Source organism: Endozoicomonas sp. 4G, assembly GCF_023822025.1.
In the GTDB taxonomy this organism is placed as follows: domain Bacteria; phylum Pseudomonadota; class Gammaproteobacteria; order Pseudomonadales; family Endozoicomonadaceae; genus Endozoicomonas_A.
In genome coordinates, this window is record NZ_CP082909.1 from 711149 (window position 1) to 732671 (window position 21523).

13 protein-coding genes are annotated in these 21523 nt (G+C 51.6%); all 13 read right to left on the bottom strand.

Annotated elements, in window-relative coordinates; all coding sequences use genetic code 11:
- Positions 1-6 precede the first annotated feature (6 nt).
- The 13 genes from K7B67_RS02665 to K7B67_RS02725 all read right to left on the bottom strand — a co-directional run bounded on the left by K7B67_RS02665 (position 7) and on the right by K7B67_RS02725 (position 21443).
- A complete protein-coding gene (locus K7B67_RS02665) occupies positions 7-1560 on the bottom strand; it encodes a hypothetical protein (protein ID WP_252178831.1) in 1554 nt (517 codons plus the stop codon).
- Positions 1561-1659: 99 nt separating this feature from the next.
- Positions 1660-3315 (bottom strand): hypothetical protein, encoded by a 1656-nt coding sequence (locus tag K7B67_RS02670; protein WP_252178832.1) that lies wholly within the window; start codon positions 3313-3315, stop codon positions 1660-1662.
- A gap of 99 nt (positions 3316-3414) precedes the next feature.
- Positions 3415-5406: a hypothetical protein gene (locus K7B67_RS02675; protein ID WP_252178833.1), complete on the bottom strand. Its 1992-nt coding sequence runs from the start codon at positions 5404-5406 to the stop codon at positions 3415-3417.
- A 27-nt stretch (positions 5407-5433) separates the two neighbouring features.
- Positions 5434-7035, bottom strand: a complete 1602-nt coding sequence (locus K7B67_RS02680; protein WP_252178834.1) for a hypothetical protein — start codon at positions 7033-7035, stop codon at positions 5434-5436.
- 43 nt (positions 7036-7078) lie between these two features.
- Positions 7079-8626 carry a hypothetical protein gene (locus K7B67_RS02685; protein WP_252178835.1) on the bottom strand — a complete coding sequence of 516 codons (1548 nt, stop codon included), beginning with the start codon at positions 8624-8626 and terminating at the stop codon, positions 7079-7081.
- A gap of 66 nt (positions 8627-8692) precedes the next feature.
- Positions 8693-9979: a hypothetical protein gene (locus K7B67_RS02690; RefSeq protein WP_252178836.1), complete on the bottom strand. Its 1287-nt coding sequence runs from the start codon at positions 9977-9979 to the stop codon at positions 8693-8695.
- A 99-nt stretch (positions 9980-10078) separates the two neighbouring features.
- Positions 10079-11674, bottom strand: a complete 1596-nt coding sequence (locus K7B67_RS02695) for a hypothetical protein (RefSeq protein WP_252178837.1) — start codon at positions 11672-11674, stop codon at positions 10079-10081.
- 75 nt (positions 11675-11749) lie between these two features.
- Positions 11750-13594 (bottom strand): hypothetical protein, encoded by a 1845-nt coding sequence (locus K7B67_RS02700; RefSeq protein ID WP_252178838.1) that lies wholly within the window; start codon positions 13592-13594, stop codon positions 11750-11752.
- Positions 13595-13693: 99 nt separating this feature from the next.
- On the bottom strand, positions 13694-15397 hold the full coding sequence (locus tag K7B67_RS02705; protein ID WP_252178839.1) for a hypothetical protein: 1704 nt from the start codon (positions 15395-15397) through the stop codon (positions 13694-13696).
- Between the two features lie 99 nt (positions 15398-15496).
- A complete protein-coding gene (locus tag K7B67_RS02710) occupies positions 15497-16870 on the bottom strand; it encodes a hypothetical protein (RefSeq protein WP_252178840.1) in 1374 nt (457 codons plus the stop codon).
- A 99-nt stretch (positions 16871-16969) separates the two neighbouring features.
- A complete protein-coding gene (locus tag K7B67_RS02715) occupies positions 16970-18613 on the bottom strand; it encodes a hypothetical protein (protein ID WP_252178841.1) in 1644 nt (547 codons plus the stop codon).
- Between the two features lie 99 nt (positions 18614-18712).
- Entirely contained in the window at positions 18713-20017 is a 1305-nt protein-coding gene (locus K7B67_RS02720) for a C2H2-type zinc finger protein (RefSeq protein WP_252178842.1), read from the bottom strand.
- A gap of 97 nt (positions 20018-20114) precedes the next feature.
- Positions 20115-21443 carry a C2H2-type zinc finger protein gene (locus K7B67_RS02725; protein ID WP_252178843.1) on the bottom strand — a complete coding sequence of 443 codons (1329 nt, stop codon included), beginning with the start codon at positions 21441-21443 and terminating at the stop codon, positions 20115-20117.
- Between the last annotated feature and the right edge of the window lie 80 nt (positions 21444-21523).

Sequence of the window (21523 nt, forward strand, 5' to 3'; positions counted from 1 at the left end):
AGCGGATCATTTTTTATTATCCTTCTTTCTTTTCTTGTTAGATGGCAGCTGGTCGTACGCTTTCCTTTTGGGTCTCTGGTCGGTAGGTAAATGGGTCTGTTTGTGCCTTTTCAGATGGTTCGTTTGGCTAGTGCTGTAGTCGCAGTTCTCATGGTCACACCGGTACACCTTGAGTCTCTGGTTGACAGGCAAATGGTTCTGTTTGTGGATTTTCAGACTGTGCGCCTGATCGGTTCTGTAGTCGCAGCCCTCATGGTCACATTGGTGCGTCCTGATTCTCTGTTCGACAGGCAGGTGGCTCTGTTTGTGCCTATTCAGGTGGTACGTTTGGCTGCTGCTGTAGTCGCAGCCCTCATGGTCACACTGATGCGGCTTGAGTCTCTGGTCGGCAGGCAGGTGAGTCTGTTTGTGTTTTTGCAGATTGCACAATTGGTAGGTGCTGAAGTTGCAGCCCTTATGGTCACACTGATGCAACCTGAATCTCTTTTGTCTCTCGTCGGCAGACAGGTGGGTCTGCCTGTGCTTTTTCAGATTGCCCACATGATCGGTGCTGTAGTTACAGCCCTCATAGCCACACTGGTGCACATTGGGTCTCTGGTCGGCGGGCAGGTGGCTCTTTTTGTGCGTTTTCAGGTTGCCACTGTGGTCGGTACTGTAGTTGCAGCCTTCGTGCTCACAACGCATCGTGGCTCTTTTGAGTTTTTGGTCGGCAGGCAGATGGGTATGTTTGTGCGCTTTCAGATTGCTCTTCCGGTCGGAGCTGAAGTCGCAGCCCTCATGGTCACAGTGGTGCACCTTGGGTTTCCTGGGTCTCTGGTCGGCAGGCAGGTGGGTCTGTTTGTGCCTTTTCAGATCGTCTTTCCGGTCAGTGCTGTAGTTGCAGCCCTCATGGTCACACCGGTGCACCTTGAGTTTGCTGAGTCTCTGGTCGGCAGGCAGGTGAATCTGTTTGTGCCTTTTCAGATTGTTCGCCTGATCAGTTCTGTAGTGACAACCCTCATGGTCACACTGGTGCACCTTGGGTTTTCTGGGTCTCTGGTCGGCAGGCGGGTGGGAAATAGGCTCCTGCTGAATCATTTTCAGTCTCAGAGTCGCACAATACTCACTGATTTCGTTTAATGCTTGAAAAGGATCAGGTGTCCTGTTTACACACTGAACATCCGTTTCGGTCTCAGTGTCGTCTTCGTCAGAACGGTTGTCGCTGCTTTCATCAGAGGTGCCACTGTCTTCACTGCCACTGTCTTCACTGTCACTGTCTTCGCTGTCACTGTCTTCGCTGTCACTGTCTTTGCTGTCACTGTCTTTGCTGTCACTGTCTTTGCTGTGGGCACTATCATCAGAGACTGCCCGACTGAAAGCCTCAGCTTCTGGTTCCTCAGGCCAGTGCTGGTTGTTTCCGAAGCATGAGACCTCAATAAAGGGCCTCGGGGTATTGATAGGCGCCTTGCCGACAGCCAGAGTGAAGAGCAAAGACAACCTGTTTTCCTGAGTATGACCATGAGAGCAATGCACAGAAAAGGCAATGGCCAAGGCCAAAATCAATGGTTTATTGGATAGCAAGGCCTGGGTTCCCAGTCGTTGAACCGTTTATTTGGAAATCAGGTTAGTCAAAATCTGGAGAGAGATCGGAGGTTTCTTTGCGGCGGGTTCGGAGGCGGATCATTTTCTATCGCCCTGCTTTCTTTTTTTGTTGCCTGGAGGCTGGTCATCCGCTTTCCTTTTGGGTCTCTGGTGGGTGCGCCGGTGGCTCTGTTCGTGCCTGTTCAGGTGGCACTTCTGGTGGGTGGTGTAGTTGCAGCCCTTATGATCACACTGCAACTTGAGTCTCTGGTTGGCAGGCAGGTGGGTCTGTTTGTGCCTTTTCAGATTGCTCATGACGTTGCTGCTGTAGCCACAGCCCTTATGGTCACACTGGTGCACTCTGGGTTTTTTGGGTCTCTGGTCGGCAGGCAGGTGGGTTTGTTGGTGCCTTTTCAGAGTGCTCACGTCGTAGGTGCCGTAGCTGCATCCCTTATGATCACACTGAAACTTGAGTCTCTGGTTGGCAGGCAAATGGCCCTGTTTGTGCTTTTTCAGATTGCCCCTGTCGTAGCAGCTGTAGTTGCAGTCCTCATGGTCACACTGCAACCTGGGTCTCTGGTTGGCAGGCAGGTGGGTCTGTTTGTGCTTTTTTAGATTGCCCGTCTGGTCGGAGCTGTAGTTGCAGCCCTCATGGTCACACCGGTGCACCTTGGGTCTTCTGGCTTTCTGCCAGGCCGGCCAGTGGATCTGCTTGTGCCTGTTCAGATGACACTTCTGGCCAGTGCTGAAGTTGCAGCCTTCATGGTCACACTGGTGCAGTTTGGGTTTCTTGATTCTCTGGTTGGCAGGCAGGTGGATCTGTTTGTGCGTCTTTAGATGGCTCTTGTTGTTGGTGATGTAGTGGCAGCCCTCATGGTCACACGAGTGCACCTTGGGTTTCCTGGGTCTCTTTTGTCTCTCAGGTCTCTGGTCGGCAGGCAGGTGGATCTGTTTGTGCCTTTTCAGATTGCCCTTCTGGTCGGTGCGGTAACTGCAGCCGGCATGGTCACACTGGTGTATCTTTGGCCTCTGGTCGGCAGGCAGTTGGGTCTTTTTATGCGTTTTCAGATAGTTAGCAGGGTCTGATGCTGTCACTTTTATTTCTGAATCAGTGGCTATTTCACTGTCTGAAACGGGCTCCTGCTTAATCTTTTTTAGTGCCAGAGTCGCACAATACTGACTGACTTCATTTGATACTCGAAAAGGATCAAGGGTCGTGGTCACATACTGAACATTAGATTCAGCATCCGCTTCGCCTTCGTCTGAAAGGTTGTTGCTTTCTTCATCTGAGACGCCGCTGTCTTCGCTGTCACTGTCTTCGCTGTCACTGTCTTCGCTGTCACTGTCTTCGCTGTCGGCACTATCATCAGAGGCTGCCTGACGGTAAGCCTCAGCTTCGACGTCAGGCTCAGTAGAAAAGCAATAGCGAGTGTCTGGCTTTAACAGGATGGCCTCACTCTCTTCACTTTCGTCAGGTAGAAGCCTTATCCGGGTGGGTTGGTTATTTCCGAAGCATGAGAGCTCAATAAAGGGCTTCGGGAAGTTGATAAGCACCTTGTCGGCAGCCAGGTCGGCAGCCAGGTCGGCAGCCAGGTCGGCAGCCAGGTCGGCAGCCAGGTCGGCAGCCAGAGCAGAGAGCAAAGGCATTCTATTTTCCTGAGTCTGGGCATTAGAGCAATGTACAGAAAAGGCAATGCCCAAGACAATGCCCAAGACAATGCCCAAGATCAAAGTCAATCGTTTTTTGGATAGCAAGGTCTGGCTTCCCAGTCGTTGAAATGTTTATTGGGAAGTCAGGTTAGTCAAAATCTGGAGAAAGGTCGGAGGTTTCTTTAAGGCGGTCCGGGAAGTGTGTCATTTTTTATCACCCTTCTTTCTTTTCTGGTTAGATGGCGGCTGGTCATACGCTTTCCTTTTGGGTCTCTGGTCGGCAGGGAGGTGGGTCTGTTTGTGCCTGTTCAGATGACCCGCATGATCGGTGCTGAAGTTGCAGCCCTCATGGTCACAGCGGTGCACCCTGAGTCGCTGGTCGTCGGGCAGATGGGTCTGTTTGTGCAATTTCAGATTGCCCGGATGATCGGTGCTGTAGTTGCAGCTCTCATGGTCACACCGGAACATCCCGAGTCTCTGGTAGGCAGGCAAGTGGTTCTTTTTGTGCGATTTCAGATGGCTCGAATAGTTGGTGCTGAAGTTACAGCTCTCATAATTACATTGGCGCACCTTGATTTTCCTGGGTCTCTGGTCGGCAGGCAGGTGGGTCTGTTTGTGGGCTTTCAGATGGCTCGCCTGAGTGGCGCTGTAGTTGCAGCCCTCATGGTCACACTGATGCACCTTGGGTCTCCTGGGTTTCTGGTCGGCAGACAGGTGGGTCTGTTTGTGCGTTTTCAGGTGACCTTTGTCGTCGGTGCGGTAGTTGCAGCCCTTATGGTAACACCTGTGTAACCTGGTCTTCACGGGTCTCTGGTCGGCGGGCAGGTGGATCTGCTTGTGCTTTTTCAGGTTGCACAGCAGATTGCTTTTGTAGTTGCAGCCTTCATGGTTACACCGGTACGGCATGGCTCTCTGGTCAGCAGGCAGGTGGCTCAGTTTGTGTGTTTTCAGATTGCCCGAGCGGTCGCTGCTGTAGTTGCAGCCCTCATGGTCACACTGGTGCACCCTGGCTCTCTGGTCGGCAGGCAGATGGGTCTGTTGATGCTTTTTCAGATTGTTCGACTGATCGGTGCGGTAGTTGCAGCCCTCATAGCCACACTGGTGCACCCTGGCTTTCTGGTCGGCAGGCAGGTGGGTTTTTTTGTGCCTGTTCAGATGGCCTATCACATGGGTGTTGTAGTTGCAGGCCTCATGGTCACACTGGTACAGCCTGAGTCTCTGGTAGGGAGTCAGGTGGGTCTGTTTGTGCCTTTTCAGAGTTTTTATCCGGTCGGTGCTGTAGTCGCAGCCCCCATGGTCACACTGGTGCATCTTGATTCTCTTGGGCCTCTGGTCGGCAGGCAGGTGGGTCTGCCTGTGCTTTTTCAGATTGCCCGCATGATTGGTGCTGTGGTTACAGCCCTCATAGCCGCACTGGTGTATCTTGGGTCTCTGGTCGGCAGGCAGATGGGTCTGTTGGTGCCTTTTCATATAGGAGGGCTTGGTGGTGCAGTAGTTGCAGCCCTCGTGGTGACAAGGGTGCGATTTGGTTTTTTTAGGTCTCTGGTCGGCAGGCAGGCGGGTTTGTTTGTGCCTTTTCAGATGACGCCCCTGATCGGTGCTGTCGGCAGGTGAGTTGATTACCAGATGGTTAACAACTGAGTCAGTAGGTATTTCATTGTCTGAAACGGGCTCCTGCTTAATCTTTTTCAGTGCCAGAGCGGTACAATACTGACTGATTTCATTTGATACTGGATAAGGATTAAGGGTTGTAGTGACATACTGAACACCAGCTTCGCTATCAGTTTCGTCTTCGTTTGAACGGTTGTCGCTGCCTTTATCAGAGGCGCCGCTGTCTTCATTGTCACTGTCTTCGCTGTCACTGTCTTCGCTGTCACTGTCTTCGCTGTCACTGTCTTCGCTGTCGGCGCTATCATCAGAGGCGGCCCGGCTGTAAGCCTTGGCTTCTTGCTTCAACTCCCACCATTCAATGGCCTCACTCTCTTCACTTTCGTCAGGTAGCAGTCTTATCCGGGGGGGTGGGTTGTTTCCCAGGCGTACTGAGACCTCAATAAAGGGCTTCGGGGTCTTGATAAGCGCCTTGCCAGCAGCCAGGGCGGAAAGCAAAGACATACTAATTTCCTGAGCGTGGCCATTGGCGCACTGCATGGAAAAAGCAACGGCCAAGATCAAAATCGAGGTTTTTTTTAATAGCAAGGCCTGGCTTCCCAGTTGTTGAGCGGTTTATTGTGATGTCAGGTTAGTCAAAATCTGCAGAGAGGTTGGAGGTTTACTTAAAGGCGGGTTGGGAAGTGGATCATTTTTTATCATCTTACTTTTTTTGTTCGGTGGCAGCTGTTCGAACGCTTTTCTTTTGTGTCTCTGGTCGGCAGGCAGGTGAGTCAGTTTGTGCGTTTTCAGATTGCCCGAATAGTCGGTGCTGTAGTTACAGCCCTGATGGTCACACTGGTGCATCTTGTTTCTCTGGTCGGCAGGCAGGTGGGTCTTTTGGTGCCTTTTCAGATTGCACGTCTGGCTGGTGCTGTAGTTGCAGCCCTCATGGTTACACTGTTGCACCCTGAGTTTCGTGGTTCTTTGGTTGGCAGGCAGGTGGTTTTGTTTGTGCGTTTTCAGATTGCCCTTGAGGTTGGTGCTGTAGTTGCAGTCCTGATGGTCACACTGGTGCAACCTGGGTCCCTTGGGTCCCTTGGGTCTTTGGTCGGCAGGCAGGTGAGTCAGTTTGTGCTTTTTCAGATTGCCCGAATAGTCGGTGCCGTAGTTACAGCCCTGATGGTCACACAGGTGCCGCTTAGGTCCCTTGGGTCGCTTGGGTCTTTGGTCGGCAGGCAGGTGGGTCAGTTTGTGCATTTTCAGATTGCTCGTACGGTTGCTTCTGTAGTTACAGCCCTGATGGTCACACTGGTGCCAATTAGGTCTCTTGGGTCTCTTGGGTTCCTTGGGTTTCTTGGGTCTCTTGGGTCTCTTGGGTTTTTGGTCAGCAGGCAGATGGATCTGTTTGTGCCTTTTCAGATTGCCGGGGTGGTAAGTACTATAGTTGCAGCTCTCGTGTCCACATTGGCGCAACTTGGGTTTCCTGGGTCTCTGGTCGGCAGGCAGGTGGATCTGTTTGTGCCTTTTCAGATGGCCCGCCTGTTGAGTGCTGTAGTTACAGCCTTCATGGTCACACTGTTGCTCCTTGGGTCTCTTGGGTCTCTTGGGTCTTTGGTCGGCAGGCAGGTGGCTCTGTTTGTGCGCTTTCAGATGGTTTTTCTGGTCAGTGCAGTAAGCCGTTGAGGTGATTTCCGGGGGATTAACAGAGTCTGCTTCTGCCTTTGACTCAGTGGCTGTTTCGTTGTCTGAAACAGGCTCCTGCTTAATCTTTTTCAGTGCCAGAGTCGCACAATACTGACTGATTTCATTTGATACCGGAAAGGGATAATTTGTCGTGGTTACATACTGAACACCCGTTTTGGTCTCAGGTTCGTCTTCATTAGAACCCTTGTCACTGTTTTCATCAGAGGTGCCGTTGTCTTCATTGTCACTGTCTTCGCTGTCGGCACTATCATCAGAGGCTGCCCGACGGTAAGCCTTGGCTTCGACGCCAGAGTCAGGAGTAAAGTAACAAGAGTCTGGTTTTAAGAGGATGTCATCACCGAAGCAAACGGGTGGCATGGCGCTGTCGTTTGCCTCGGATTCTTGCTTCAACTCCCACCATTCAATGGCCTCACTCTGTTCACTTTCGTCAGGTAAAAGCAAAGACAACCTATTTTCCTGAGCCTGGCCATTAGAGCAATGCACAGAAAAAGCAACGGCTAAGGTCAAAATCAAGGTTTTTTTGGATAGCAAGGCCTGGCTTCCCAGTGGTTGAACTGTTTGTTGGGAAAACAGGTTAGTCAAAATCTGGAGAGGTCGGAGGTTTCTTTGAGGCGGGTTGGGAAGCGGACTCTTCTTTGTCACCCTTCTTTCTTTTCTGGTTAGATGGCGGCTGGTCATACGCTTTTCTTTTAATTCTTTCAGGTCTCTGATTGGCAGGCAGGTGGGTCTGTTTGTGCTTTTTCAGATTACCCGCATGGTCAGTGCTGTAGTGGCAGCCCTCATGCTCACACTGCAACTTGAGTCTCTGGTCGTCAGGCAGGTGGGTCTGTTTGTGCGATTTCAGATTATTCGACCAATCCGTGTTGTAGTCGCAGCCCTCATGGTCACAGCGGTGCAGCTTGGGTCTCTGATCGGCAGGCAGGTGGATCCGTTTGTGTTTTTTCAGATTGCCCTTCTCGTCCGTGCTGTGGTGGCAGCCCTCATGACCACAGCGGTACAGCTTGGGTCTCTGATCGGCAGGTAGGTGGGTCCGTTTGTGTTTTTTCAGATTGTTCTTCTGTTTCGAGCGGTAGTCGCAGCCTTCATGGTCACACTGATGCAGCTTGGAGTTCGTGGGTCTCTGGTCGGCAGGCCGGTGGGTCAGTTTGTGCGCTTTCAGATTGCCCGACCGGTCGCTGCTGTAGTTGCAGCCTTCATGGTCACACCGGTGCAGCTTGGATTTCGTGGGTCTCTGATCGGCAGGCAGGTGGGTCAGTTTGTGCACTTTCAGATTACCCGACCGGTTCGTCTTGTGGTCGCAGCCCTCATGGTCACAGTGGTGCAGCTTGGATTGCGTGGCTCTCTGATCGGCAGGCAGGTGGGTCTGTTTGTGCCTTTTCAGATGGTACGCCCGGTCGCTGTTGTAGTTGCAGCCCTCATGGTCACACAGGTGCACCTTGGGTTTTCTGGGTCTCTGGTCGGCAGGCAGGTGGGTCTCTTTGTGCCTTTTCAGACTGCCTTTTCTGTCGGTGCTGTAGTTGCAGCCGTCATGGTCACACAGGTGCACCTTGGGTCTCTGCCCGGCAGGCAGGTGGATCAGTTTGTGCTTTTTCAGATCGCCCGCCCGGCAGGTGCTGTGCTTGCAGTCCTCATGGTCACACTGGTACACCCTGGGTCTCTGGTCGGCAGACTGGCGGAGCTGTTTGTGCGTTTTCAGGTGGTTAACAGAATCGGCTTCTGTCACGTCTGCCCATAACTCAGTGAGTATTTCCTTGTTTGAAATTAACTCCTGTTGAATGACTTCCAGTGCCAGAAACACACAAAACTGACTGGTTTCGTTTAATGCCCGAAAAGGATTAAGTCGTACGCACTTGGCATCAGTTTCGGTATCCATTTCGTTTTCGTCAGAAGAGTTGTCGCTGTTTTCATCAGAGGTTCCGCTGTCTTCACTGCCACTGTCTTCGCTGTAGGCACCATCATCAGAGGCTGCCTGACTGTGAGCTACAGCTTCGACGCCCGGGGAGTGAAGGCCAACAGCCAGAGCGAAGAGCCAAGGCATGTTATTTTCCTGGGCATGGCCATTAGAACTATTCACAGAAAAGACCATGGTGAAGATCAAAATCAATGGTTTTTTAGATAGCAAAGCTTGGTTTTCCAAGGTTGAACTGTTTATTTGGAAATCAGGTTAGTCAAAATCTGGAGAGAGATGTCAGGTTTCTTTGAGTCTCTGGTCGACATGCAAGTGGGTCTGTTTATGCTTTTTCAGTTTGCCAGGGTAGTAGGTGCGGTAGTTACAGCTCTCATGGTTACAGGGGTGAAGCCGGGGCTTCCTGGGTCTCTGGTTGGCGGGCAGGTGGGTTAGTTTGTGCGTTTTCAGATTACCCGCGTGGTCGGTGCTGTAGTCGCAGTCACCATAGTCACACTGTACCCTGGGTCGCTTGGGTCGCTTGGGTCTCTGGTCGGCAGGCAGGTGGGTCTGTTTGTGCGTTTTCAGATTGCCCGAGTGGTAGCTGCTGTAGCTGCAGCCTTCATGGTCACACTGGTGAACCTTGGCTCTATCGGGTCTCTGGTCGGCAGGCAGGTGGGTCAGTTTGTGCCTTTTCAGATTGCCCAGATGTATGGTGCTATAGCTGCAGCCTTCATGGTCACACAGGTACATCTCAGGTCTCCGGTCGGCAGGCAGGTGCTTCTGTTTGTGCATTTTCAGATTGTGCGAGTAGTAGGTGCTGTAGTTGCAGTCCTCATGGTTACAGTGTTTCAGTTTGGGTTTCCTGGGTTTTCTGGGTTTCCTGGGTTTTTTGGGTCTCTGGTCGGCAGGCAGGTGGGTCTTTTTGTGCCTTTTCAGATTGCCCAGGTGGTTGCTGCTGTAGTTGCAGTCCTCGTGGTCACACTGGCGTACCTTGGGTCTCTGGCGGGCAGGCAGGCGGGGCTTTTTGTGCGTTTTCAAATAGTCGGCCTGGTCGGTGCTGTTAGCAGTTGAGTCCGCTTCTGCCACGTCTTCCTTTGGCTCAGTGGGTATTTCATTGTCTGAAATGGGTTCCTGCTTAATTTTTTTGAGTTCCAGAGCCGCACAATACTGACTGATTTCATTTGATACCGGAAAAGGATTAAGTGTCGTGGCTACATACTCAACATCAGATTCGGCGTCGTCTTCGTCTTCGTCTGAACGGTTGTCGCTACTGTCATCAGAGGTGTTGCTGTCTTCATTGCCACTGTCTTCGCTGTCGGCACTATCATCAGAGGCTGCCCGACGGTAAGCCTTGGCTTCTCCAACCGTAGAGTCAAGTTCTGGCAGGCCACTGGGGACTCTTATCCAGGTGGGTTGGTTATTTCCCAAGCATGAGAATTCAATAAAGGACTTCGAGGTATTGATAAACGCATTGCCAACGGCCAGAGCGAAGAGCAAAGGCAACCTGCTTTCCTGAGCGTGCTCACTGGCGCAATACAAAGAAAAGGCAATGGCCAAGGTTAAAGTCAATGGTTTTTTGGATAGCAAGGCCCGGCTTCCCAGTCGTTGAACTGTTTATTGGGAAATCAGGTTAGTCAAAATCTGGAGAGAGGTCGGAAGTTTCTTTGAGGTAGGTTGGGAGGCGGATCATTCTTTATCCACCTTCATTCTTTTCTCGTTAGAGGGTGGTTGATCATACGCTTTCCTTTTAACTCTCATGAGTCTCTGGTCGGGAGGCAGGTGGATCTGTTGGTGCTTTTTCAGATGATCCTTCCGGTTGGTGCTGTAGTCGCAGCTCTTATGGCTACACTGGTGCACCTTGGGTTTTTTGGGTCTCTGGTCGGCAGGCAGGTGGGTCTGTTTGTGTATTTTCAGATTGTCTGGACGATTGGTGCTGTAGGTGCAGTTCTCATGGTCACACAGGTGCACCCTGGGTTTTTTGGGTCTCTGGTCGGCAGGCAGGTGGGTCTGTTTGTGTGTTTTCAGATTGTCTGAACGATTGGTGCTGTAGGTGCAGCTCTCATGGTCACACAGGTGCACCCTGGGCTTTTTGGGTCTCTGGTCGGCAGGCAGGTGGGTCTGTTTGTGTTTTTTCAGATTGCCCGGAAAATCGGTGCTGTAGTTGCAGTTCTCATGGTCACACAGGTGCACCCTGGGTTTTTTGGGGCTCTGGTCGGCAGGCAGGTGGGTCTGTTTGTGCCTTTTCAGACTGCCCGGAAGATCGGTGCTGTAGTTGCAGCTCTCATGGTCACACAGGTATACCCTGGTTTTTTTGGGTCTCTGGTCGATAAGTCGGTGGGTCTGCTTATGCTTTTTTAGATCGTCCACCCGGTCGGTACTGTAGCGGCAGCCCTCATGTTCACACTGGTGCACCCTGAGTCTCTGGTCGGCAGGCAGGTGGGTCAGTTTGTGCCTTTTCAGATGGTTCGCCCGGATGGTGCTGTAGTTGCAGTTCTCATGCTTACACTGGTGCACCTTGGGTCTTTGGTTGGCGGGCAGGGGAGTCTGTTTGTGGGCTTTCAGATTGCCCGTCTGGCTGGTGCTGCAGGCAGGTGGGGTGATTTCCAGGTAATCTGACCCTGTGGGTATTTCACTGTCTGAAACGGATTCCGGCTTAATCTTTTTCAGTGCCATAGTCACACAATACTGATTGATGTCATTTGATACTCGAAAAGGATTAAGTGTCGCGGTCACATACTGAACATCCGTTTCGGTCTCAGTTTTGTCTTCATTTGAACGGTTGTCGTTGTTTTCATCAGAGTCTTCACTGTCAGAACCGTTATCAGAAGCTACTCGACAGTAAGCCTTAGCTTCGACGTCAGAGTCAGGAGTAAAGCAATAGTGAGTGTCTGGTTTTAAGAGGATGTCATCACCGAAGCAAACTTTTGGTATGTCGCTGTCGTTTACCTCGGGTTCCTGGTTCAATTCCCACCATTCAATGGCCTCGTTTTCTTCTTGGACGCCGGGGGAGTGAAGACCAATTTTCAGGTGATCGCCAGGTAGCAGCCTTATCCGGGTGGGTTGGTTCGTGGATGAAACCTCAATACAAGACCCCGGTGTGTTGATAAGCGCCTCGCCGACAGCTAGAGAGTTGCCGACAGCTAGAGAGTTGCCGACAGCCAGGGAAAAGAGCAAAGGCAACCTGTTTTCCTGAGCGTGGCCACTAGAGCAATGCACAGAAAAGGCAACAGCCAAGGTCAACATCAACATCAACATCAACATCAATGGGTTTTTAGATAGCAAGGCCTGGCTTCCCGGTCGTTGAACTGTTTACTGGGAATTCAGGTTAGTCAAAATCTGGAGGAAGGTCTGAGGTTTCTATTCTTTATCACCCTTCTTTCTTTTCTCGTTAGATAGCAGCTGGTCATACGCTTTTCTTTTGAGTTTCCTGGTTCTCTGGTCGGCAGGCAGGTGGATCTGTTTGTGTCTATTCAGACTGCCACTGTGGTCGGTGCTGTAGTTGCAGTGCTCATGGTCACACTGGTGCATCCTGACTCTCTGGTCGGCAGGCAGGTGGGTCTTTTTGTGATTTTTCAGATAGCTCGCAAAGATGCTTCTGTAGTTGCAGCCCTCATGGTCACACTGGTGCACCTTGGGTCTCTGGTCGGCAGGCAGGTGGGTCTCTTTGTGATTTTTCAGATGGCTCACCCAGTCGGCTCTGAAGTTGCAGCCCTCATGGTCGCACTGGTACTTCTTGACTCTCTGGTCGGCAGGCAGGTGGGTCTGTTTGTGACTATTCAGACTGCTCGCCCGGTCGGTTCTGTAGTTGCAGCCCTCGTAGTCACACTGGTAGTCTCTGGGCCTCTGGTCAACAGGCAAGTGGTTCAGTTTATGCTTGTTCAGATTGCCTTTATGGTTGGTGCGGAAGTCGCAGCCCTCATGGTCACAGTGGTGCACCTTGAGTTTCTTGCGTCTCTTGGGTCTCTGGTCGGCAGGCAGGTGGGTCTCTTTGTGATTTCTCAGATTGCCCGTCAGGTCGGTGCTGAAGTTGCAGCCCTCATGGTCACACCGATGCACTATATGTCTCTGGTCGGCAGGCAGGTGGGTCTTTTTGTGCTTTTTCAGATTGCCCGTGTGGCCGGTGCTGTAGTTGCAGCCTTCATGGTCACACTGGTGCACCTTGGGTCTTTTGGGTCTCTGGTCGGCAGGCAGGTGGATCTGTTTGTGCTTTTTCAGATTGCTCGCTTGGTTGCTGCTGTAGTTGCAGCCCTCATGGTCACAGTGCAGCCTGGATCTCTGGTCGGCAGGCAGGTGGGTCTGTTTGTGCCTTTTCAGATGGCTTGTCTGTCGGGTGCTGTAGTTGCAGCCTTCATGGTCACACTGGCGCATCCCGGGTTTCTGGTCGACAGGCAGGTGGGTCTGTTTGGGGGTTTTCGAGTGACTCATGTGGTCGGTGCTGTAAGTGAGTATTTCACTGTCTGAAACCGGCTCCTGCTTAATTTTTTTCAGTGCCAGAGCCGCACAATACTGACTGACTTCATTTGATACCGGAAAAGGAGTAAGTGTTGCGGCTACATACTGAACATCAGGTTCGGTATTGGTTTCGTCTTCGTTTGAACAGCTGTCGCTGTTTTCATCAGAGGTGCCGCTGTCTTCACTGCCACTGTCTTCGCTGTCGGCACTATCATCAGTGGCTGCCCTAGGAGCCTGACCGAGAATAGCTGCCCTACTGCGGCGACAGCAAATTGGTCTAAAAATCCGCTTTTGTTCGTCAAATAGCTCGCTATTCTCCTCACAAAACCGAATTTTTATCCTCAATTTTCTGCCGTCCTCGCTACGGGCGCCATTCTCGGTCAGGCTCCTAGTTTCGACGTCAGGATCAGGAGAAAAACAATAGCGAGTGTCTGGCTTTAGGAGAATATCATCAGTGAAGCAAACTTGCGGCGTGTCACTGTCGTTTGCCTCGGATTCTTGCTTCAACTCCCACCATTCAATCGCCTCGCTCTCTTCGCCCGGGGAGTGAAGGCCAATTTTCAGGTTATGGTCAGGTAGAAACCTTATCCGGGTTGGTTGGTCATTTTCTAGGCAGTCATTCCCTAAAAATAGTTGCTCTTGCGGTGTTTCAGTATGCCAACACTGGGTGTCACAGAATGGCAGGGCATTAGAGCAATGTACAGAAAAGGCCGTGACCAAGGTCAAAATCAATGTTTTTTTGGTTAGCAAGGTCTGGCTTCCCGGTCGTTGAACTGTTTATTTTGAAATCAGGTTAGTCAAAATCCGGAGAGAGGTTGGAGTTTTCTTGGAGGTAGATTGAGAGGCGGATCATTTTTTATTCCCCTTCCTTCTTTTCCTGTCAGATGGCGGCTGGTCATGCGCTTTTCTCTTGCGTCCCTTGAGTCTCCGGTCGGCAGGCAGATGGGTCTGTTGGTGTTTTTTCAGACTGCTTATGTGGTCGGATCTGTAGTTGCAGTCCTCATGGTCACACTGGTGCACCTTGGGTCTCTGGTCGGCAGGCAGGTGGGTCTTTTTGTGTATTTTCAGACTGCCCCTGAGGTCGGTTCTGTAGTTGCAGCCCTCATGGTCACACTGGTGCAACCTGGGTCTCTGGTCGGCAGGCAGGTGGATCTGTTTGTGCACTTTCAGATGGCTCGCTCGGTCGGATCTGTAGTTGCAGCCCTTATGGTCACACTGGTGTACCTTGATTCTCTGGTCGGCAGGCAGGTGAGTCTGTTTGTGTTTTTTCAGACTGCCCTTGATGTCGGTTCTGTAGTCGCAGCCCTTATGGTTACACTGGTGCAACCTGGGTCTCTGGTCGGCAGGCAGGTGGGTCAGTTTGTGTTTTCTCAGACTGCCACTGTGGTCGGTGCTGTAGTTGCAGTCCTCATGGTCACACTGGTGCACCTTGGGTCTTTTGAGTCTCTGGCTGGCAGGCAGATGGGTCTGTTTGTGTACTTTCAGACTGCCCCTGATGTCGGTTCTGTAGTTGCAGCCATCATGGTCACACTGGTGCAACCTGGGTCTCTGGTCGGAAGGCAGATGGATCTTTTTGTGTTTTATCAGGCTGCACCTTTGGTCGGTGCTGTAGTGGCAGCCCTCATGGTTACACTGGTGAATCCTGGGTTTTTTGAGTCTCTGGTCGGCAGGCAGGTGGGTCTGTTTGTGCTTTTTCAAATGGTGTGTATAGCTGGTGCTGTAGTTGCAGCCCTCATGGTCACACTGGTGCATCTTGGGTTTCTTGGGTCTCTTGTCGGCAGACAGGTGGATTTGTTTGTGCCTTTTCAGATTGACCACCTGGTTCGTGCTGTAGTCGCAGCCCTGATGATTACATTGGTGCACTCTGACTCTCTGGTCGGCAGGCAGGTGGGTCTGTTTGTGCCTTTTCAGATTGCCCGTCTGGTTCGTGCTGTAGTCGCAGCCCTTATGGTTACACTGGTGCAACTTGGGTCTCTGGTTGGCAGGCAGGTGAGTCTTTTTGTGCGTTTCCAGGTGGCTCGTCTGGTCGGTGTTGTAAGCAGAGTCTGCCGCTGTCACTTCTGCCTCTGACCCAGTGGGTATTTCACTGCCTGAAGTGGACTCCTGGCTAATCATTTTCAGTCTCAGAGTCGCACAATACTCACTGATTTCGTTTAATGCTCGAAAAGGATCAGGTGTCGTGTTTACACACTGAACATCCGTTTCGGTATCAGCTTCGTCTTCTTCAGGACTGTTGTCGCTGTTTTCATCAGAGGCACCCTTGTGTTCACTGTCACTGTCTTCGCTGTAGGCACTATCATCAGAGGCTGTCCGACGGTAAGTCTTGGCTTCGATGCCAGAATCAGGAAAAAAGCCATAGCGGGGGGCTGGTTTTAAGAGGATGTCATCATCAAAGCAAACCCGTGGCATGTCGAATTGGTACCATTCAATAACCGCCTTGCCGACAGTCAGAGTGAAGAGCAAAGGCAACCTGTTTTCCTGAGCGTGGCCTGTGGAGCAATGCACAGAAAAAGCAACGGCCAGAGTCAAAATCAATGGTTTTTTCAATAGCAAGGATTGGCTTCCCAGTCGTTGAACTGTTTATTGAAAATTCAGGTTAGTCAAAATCTGGAGAGAGGTCGGAGGTTTCTTTGTGGCGGGTTGGGAGATGGATTATTCTTTGTCAGCCTTCTTTCTTTTGTTGTTAGATGGCGGCTGGTTATATGCTTTTCTTTTAGTTCTCTTGGGTCTCTGGTTGGCAGGCAGGTGGGTCTGTTTGTGCCTTTTCAGAATGCTACTGTGGTCGGTGCTGTAGTTGCAGCCTTCATGGTCACACTGGTGCACCTTGGCTCTCTGGTTAGCAGGCAGGTGGGTCTGTTTGTGCCTTTTCAGAATGCCATTGTGGTAGGTGCTGTAGTTGCAGCCTTCATGGTCACACTGGTGCACCTTGGCTCTCTGGTTAGCAGGCAGGTGGATCTGTTTGTGCGTTTTCAGATTGCCCACATGGTCGGTGCTGTAATCGCAGCCCTCATAGTCACACTGATGCAGCTTGGATCTCTGGTGGGCAGGCAGGTGGGTCTGTTTGTGCGTTTTCAGACCGCTCGGATAGTCGGTGCTGTAATTGCAGTCCTCATGGTCACACTGATGCAACTTGGGTCTCTGGTCGGCAGGCAGGTGGGTCTGTTTGTGCCTTTTCAGATCAGCCGCCCGGTCGGTGCTGTAGTTGCAGCCTTCATGGTCACACGGATGCAGCTTGGGTCTCTGGTCGGCAGGCAGGTGGGTCTGTTTGTGTCTTTTCAGATCAGCCGCCCGGTCGGTGCTGTAATTGCAGCCTTCATGGTTACACTGGTGCACCTTGAGTCTCTGGTCGGCAGGCAGGTGGATCTGTTTGTGTTTTTTCAGATCGCTCGCCCATTTGCTGCTGTGATTGCAGCCCTCATGGTCACACTGGTGCATCTTGGGTGTCTGGTCGGCAGGCAGGTGGCTCGCCGGGTCGGTGCTGTAAGCAGTTGAGATGATTTTCAGGTTGTTAGCAAAGTCTGCAACTGTCACTTCTGCCTCTGACCCAGTGGCTATTTCAGTGTCTGAAGAGGACTCCTGACTAATCATTTGCAGTCTCAGAGTCGCACAATACTCACTGATTTCGTTTAATGCTCGAAAAGGATCAGGTGTTGTGTTTACACACTGAATGTTTACACAAAGGACATCCGTTTCGGTATCAGTTTCGTCTTCTTCAGAACAGTTGTCGCTGTTGTCATCAGAGGTGTCGCCGTCTTCGGGCTCAGACCCCTCATCGGAGGCTGCCCGGCTGCAAGCCTTGGCTTCGATGCCAGAATCAGGAGAAAAGCCATAGCGGGGGGCTGGTTTTAAGAGGGTGTCATCACCGAAGCAAACCCGTGGTGTATCGAAGTGGTGCCATTCAATAAGCGCCTTGCCGACAGCCAGAGGGAAGAGCAAAGGCATGCTCTTTTCCTGAGCGTGGCCATTAGAACAGTGCACAGAAAAAGTAACGGCCCAGGTCAAAATCAATGGTTTTTTCAATAGCAAGGATTGGCTTCCCAGTCGTTGAACTGTTTATTGAAAATTCAGGTTAGTCAAAATCTGGAGAGAGGTCGGAGGTTTCTTTGTGGCGGGTTGGGAGATGGATTATTCTTTGTCAGCCTTCTTTCTTTTGTTGTTAGATGGCGGCTGGTTATATGCTTTTCTTTTAGGTCTCTTGGGTCTCTGGTTGGCAGGCAGGTGGGTCTGCTTATGCTTTTTCAGATTGCCCCTGTGGTCGGTTCTGTAGTCACAGCCCTCATGGTCACACTGGTTCACCTTGGGTCTTATGGGTCTCTGGTCGGCAGGCAGGTGGGTTTGTTTGTGCGCTTTCAGATGGCTCACCTGATCGCTGCTGTAGTCACAGCCCTCATGGTCACACCGATGCACCTTGAGTCTCCGCTTGGCAGGCAGGTGCTTCCGTCTGTGTATTGTCAGACTGCCCCTTTTGTCGCTGCTGTAGTTGCAGCCCTCATGGTCACACCGGTGCACCTTGAGTCTCCGCTCAGCAGGCAGGTGGGTCTGTTTGTGCGTTTTCAGATGGTCCGATCGGTCGGTGCTGTAGTTGCAGCCCTCATGGTCACACTTGTGCACCTTGGGTCTCTGGTCGGCAGGCAGGTGGGTCTGCTTATGCTTTTTCAGATTGCCCCTGCGGTCGGTTCTGTAGTCACAGCCCTCATGGTCACACTGGTGCACCTTGGGTTTTATGATTCTCTGGTCGGCAGGCAGGTGGGTTTGTTTGTGCGCTTTCAGGTGGCCCACCTCATCGCTGCCGTAGTCACAGCCCTCATGGTCACACCGGTGCACCTTGAGTCTCCGCTCAGCAGGCAGGTGTGTCTTTTTGTGGCTTTTCAGACTGCCACTGTTGTCGGTGCTGTAATTGCAGCCCTCATGGTCACACTGGTGCACCCTGGGTCTCTGGTCGGCAGGCAGGTGGGTCTGTTTGTGTGTTTTCAGACTGTTTGCCACGTCGGTGCTGTAGTTGCAGCCCTCATGATCACACTTGTGCTCCTTGGGTCTCTGGTCGGCAGGCAGGTGGGTCTGCTTATGCATTTTCAGATTGCCCCTGTAGTCGGTTCTGTAGTCACAGCCCTCATGGTCACACTTGTGCAACTTAGGTCTCTGGTCGGCAGGCAGGTGGATCTGTTTGTGCCTTTTCAGATTGCCCGCCTGATTGCTGCTGTAGTTGCAGCCCTCATGGTCACACTGGTATACCCTGGTTCTCTGATCGGCAGGCAGGTGAATCGCCTCTGACCCAGTGGCTATTTCGCTGTTTGCAATGGAGTCCTGATTAATCATTTTTACTCTTAGAGTCGCACAATACTCACTGATTTCGTGTAATGCTCGAAAAGCATCAGGTGTCGTGTTTACACACTGAACATCCGTTTCGGTATCAGTTTCATCTTTTTCGGAACGGTTGTCGCTTTCATCACAGGTGCTGCTGTCTTCGGTGCCACTGTCTTCGCTGTAGGCACTATCATCGGAGGCTGCCCGGCGGTAAGCCTTAGCTTCGACACCAGAATCAGGAGAGACGCTAGTGGCAGGAAAAAAGCCATAGCGGGGGACTGGTTTTAAGATGATGTCATCATCGAAGCAAAACTGTGGCATGTCGAAGTGGTGCCATTCAATAAGCGCCTTGCCGACAGCCAGAGGGAAGAGCAAAGGCATGCTTTTTTCCTGAGCGTGGCCATTAGAACAGTGCACAGAAAAAGTAACGGCCAAGGTCAAAATCAATGGTTTTTTAGATAGCAAGGCCTGAGTTCCCAGTCGTTGAACTGTTTATTTTGAAATCAGGTTAGTCAAAATCTGGAGAGAGGTCGCAGGTTACTTTGGTGCGGCTTGGGAGTCAGATCATTTTTGATCACCCTTCTTTCTTTTCTTGTTAGATGGCGGCTGGTCATCCGCTTTCCTTTTGGGTCTCTGGGCGGCAGGCAGGTGGGTCTGAATGTGCCTTTTCAGATTGCCCCTATGGTTGGTGCTGAAGTCGCAGCCCTCATTGTCACAATGGTATGCCCTGAGTCTCTGGTCGGCAGGCAGGTGGGTTTGTTTGTGCGCTTTCAGATGGTCCGCTCGGTTGGTGCTGTAGTTGCAGCCCTCATGGTCACACTTGTGCAACTTGGGTCTCTGGTCGGCAGGCAGGTGGGTCTGCTTATGCTTTTTCAGATTGCCCCTGTGGTCGGTTCTGTAGTCACAGCCCTCATGGTCACACTGGTTCACCTTGGGTCTTATGGGTTTCTGGTCGGCAGGCAGGTGGGTCTGTTTGTGTGCTTTCAGACTGTTTGCCACGTCGGTGCTGTAGTTGCAGCCCTCATGGTCACAACGGTGCATCTTGAGTCTCCGCTCAGCAGGCAGGTGTGTCTTTTTGTGCTTTTTCAGACTGCCCTTGTGGTCGGTGCTGTAATTGCAGCCCTCATGGTCACACTGGTGCACCCTGAGTCTCTGGTCGGCAGGCAGGTGGGTCTGTTTGTGTGTTTTCAGACTGTTTGCCACGTCGGTGCTGTAGTTGCAGCCCTTATGGTCACACTTGTGCACCTTGAGTCTCCGCTCGGCAGGCAGGTGTTTCTGTTTGTGTCTTTTCAGACTGTCTCTGCGGTCGGTTCTGTACTTGCAGCCCTCATGGTCACACTGGTGCACCTTGGGTCTCTGGTCGGCAGGCAGGTGAATTGTTTCTGACCCAGTAGGTATGTCACTGTCAGAAGTGGACTCCTGATTAATCATTCTCAGTCTCAGAGTCGCACAGTACTCACTGAATTCGTTTAATGCTTGAAAAGGATCAGGTGTCGTGTTTACACACTGAACATCCGTTTCGGTATCAGTTTTGTCTTCTTCCGGGCTGTTGTTGCTGTTTTCATCAGAGGCACCCTTGTCTTCGCTGTCACTGTCTTCGCTGTAGGCACTATCATCAGAGGCTTCCCGACGGTAAGTCCTGGCTTCGACGCCAGAGTCCGGAGAAAAGCCATAGCGAGTGTCTGGCTTTAAAAGGAGCTCATCATCGAAGCAAACCCGTGGCATGTCGAAGTGGTACCATTCAATAAGCGCCTTGCCGATAGTCAGAGTGAAGAGCAAAGGCAACCTGTTTTCCTGAGCGTGGCCTTTGGAGCAATGCACAGAAAAAGCAACGGCCAGAGTCAAAATCAATGGTTTTTTCAATAGCAAGGATTGGCTTCCAGTCGTTGAGCTGTTTATTGGGAATACAGGTTAGACAAAATATGGAAAGAGATCGGAGGTTTTTTTGAGGCGAGTTGGGAGATGATCATTCTTTATCACTCTTCTTTCTTTTCTTGTTAGATGGCGGCTGGTCATACACTTTTCTTTTGGGTCTCTTGGGTCTCTTGGGTCTCTGGTCGGCAGGCAGGTGGGTCTGTTTGTGTATTTTCAAACTGTTCGCCACGTCGGTGTTGTAGTTGCAGCCCTCATGGTCACAGTGATGCACCCTGATTCTCTGGTCGGCAGACAGGTGAGTCTGTTTGTGCCTTTTCAGATTGCCCGCCTGGTTGGTGCTGTAGTCACAGCCCTCATGGTCACACTGGTATACTCTGAGCCTCTGTTCGGCAGGCAGGTGGGTCTGTTTGTGCCTTTTCAGATTGCCCGCCTGGTTGGTGCTGTAGTCACAGCCTTCATTGTCACAATGGTATGCCCTGAGTCTCTGGTCGGCAGGCAGGTGGGTTTGTTTGTGCGCTTTCAGATGGCTCACCTGATCGCTGCTGTAGTTGCAGCCCTCATGGTCACACTGATGCACCCTGGGTCTCTGGTCGGCAGGCAGGTGGGTCTGTTTGTGTATTTTCAAACTGTTCGCCACGTCGGTGTCGTAGTTGCAGCCCTCATGGTCACAGTGATGCACCTTGATTCTCTGGTCGGCAGGCAGGTGAGTCTGTTTGTGCCTTTTCAGATTGCCCGCCTGGTTGGTGCTGTAGTCACAGCCCTCATGGTCACACTGGTATACTCTGGGCCTCTGGTCGGCAGGCAGGTGGGTCTGTTTGTGCCTTTTCAGATTGCCCGCCTGATTGCTGCTGTAGTCGCAGCCCTCATGGTCACACTGGTGCACCTTGGGTCTCCGGTCGGCAGGCAGGTGAATCGCCTCTGACCCAGTGGCTATTTCACTGTCTGAAGTGGGCTCCTGGTTAATCATTCTCAGTCTTAGAGTCGCACAGTACTCACTGAATTCGTTTAATGCTCGAAAAGCATCAGGTGTCGTGTTTACACACTGAATATCCGCTTCGGTATCAGTTTCATCTTTTTCGGAACGATTGTCGTTTTCATCAGAGGTGCTGCTGTCTTCGGTGCCACTGTCTTCGCTGTAGGCACTATCATCGGAGGCTGTCCGGCGGTAAGCCTTGGCTTCGACACCAGAATCAGGAGAGACGCTAGTGGCAGGAAAAAAGCCATAGCGGGGGGCTGGTTTTAAGAGGGTGTCATCATCGAAGCAAAACTGTGGCATGTCGAAGCGGTACCATTCAATAAGCGCCTTGCCGACAGCCAGAGGGAAGAGCAAAGGCATGCTTTTTTCCTGAGCGTGGCCATTAGAACAGTGCACAGAAAAAGTAACGGCCAAGGTCAAAATCAATGGTTTTTTGGATAGCAAGGCCTGAGTTCCCAGTCGTTGAACTGTTTATTTTGAAATCAGGTTAGTAAAAATCTGGAAAGAGGTCGCAGGTTACTTTG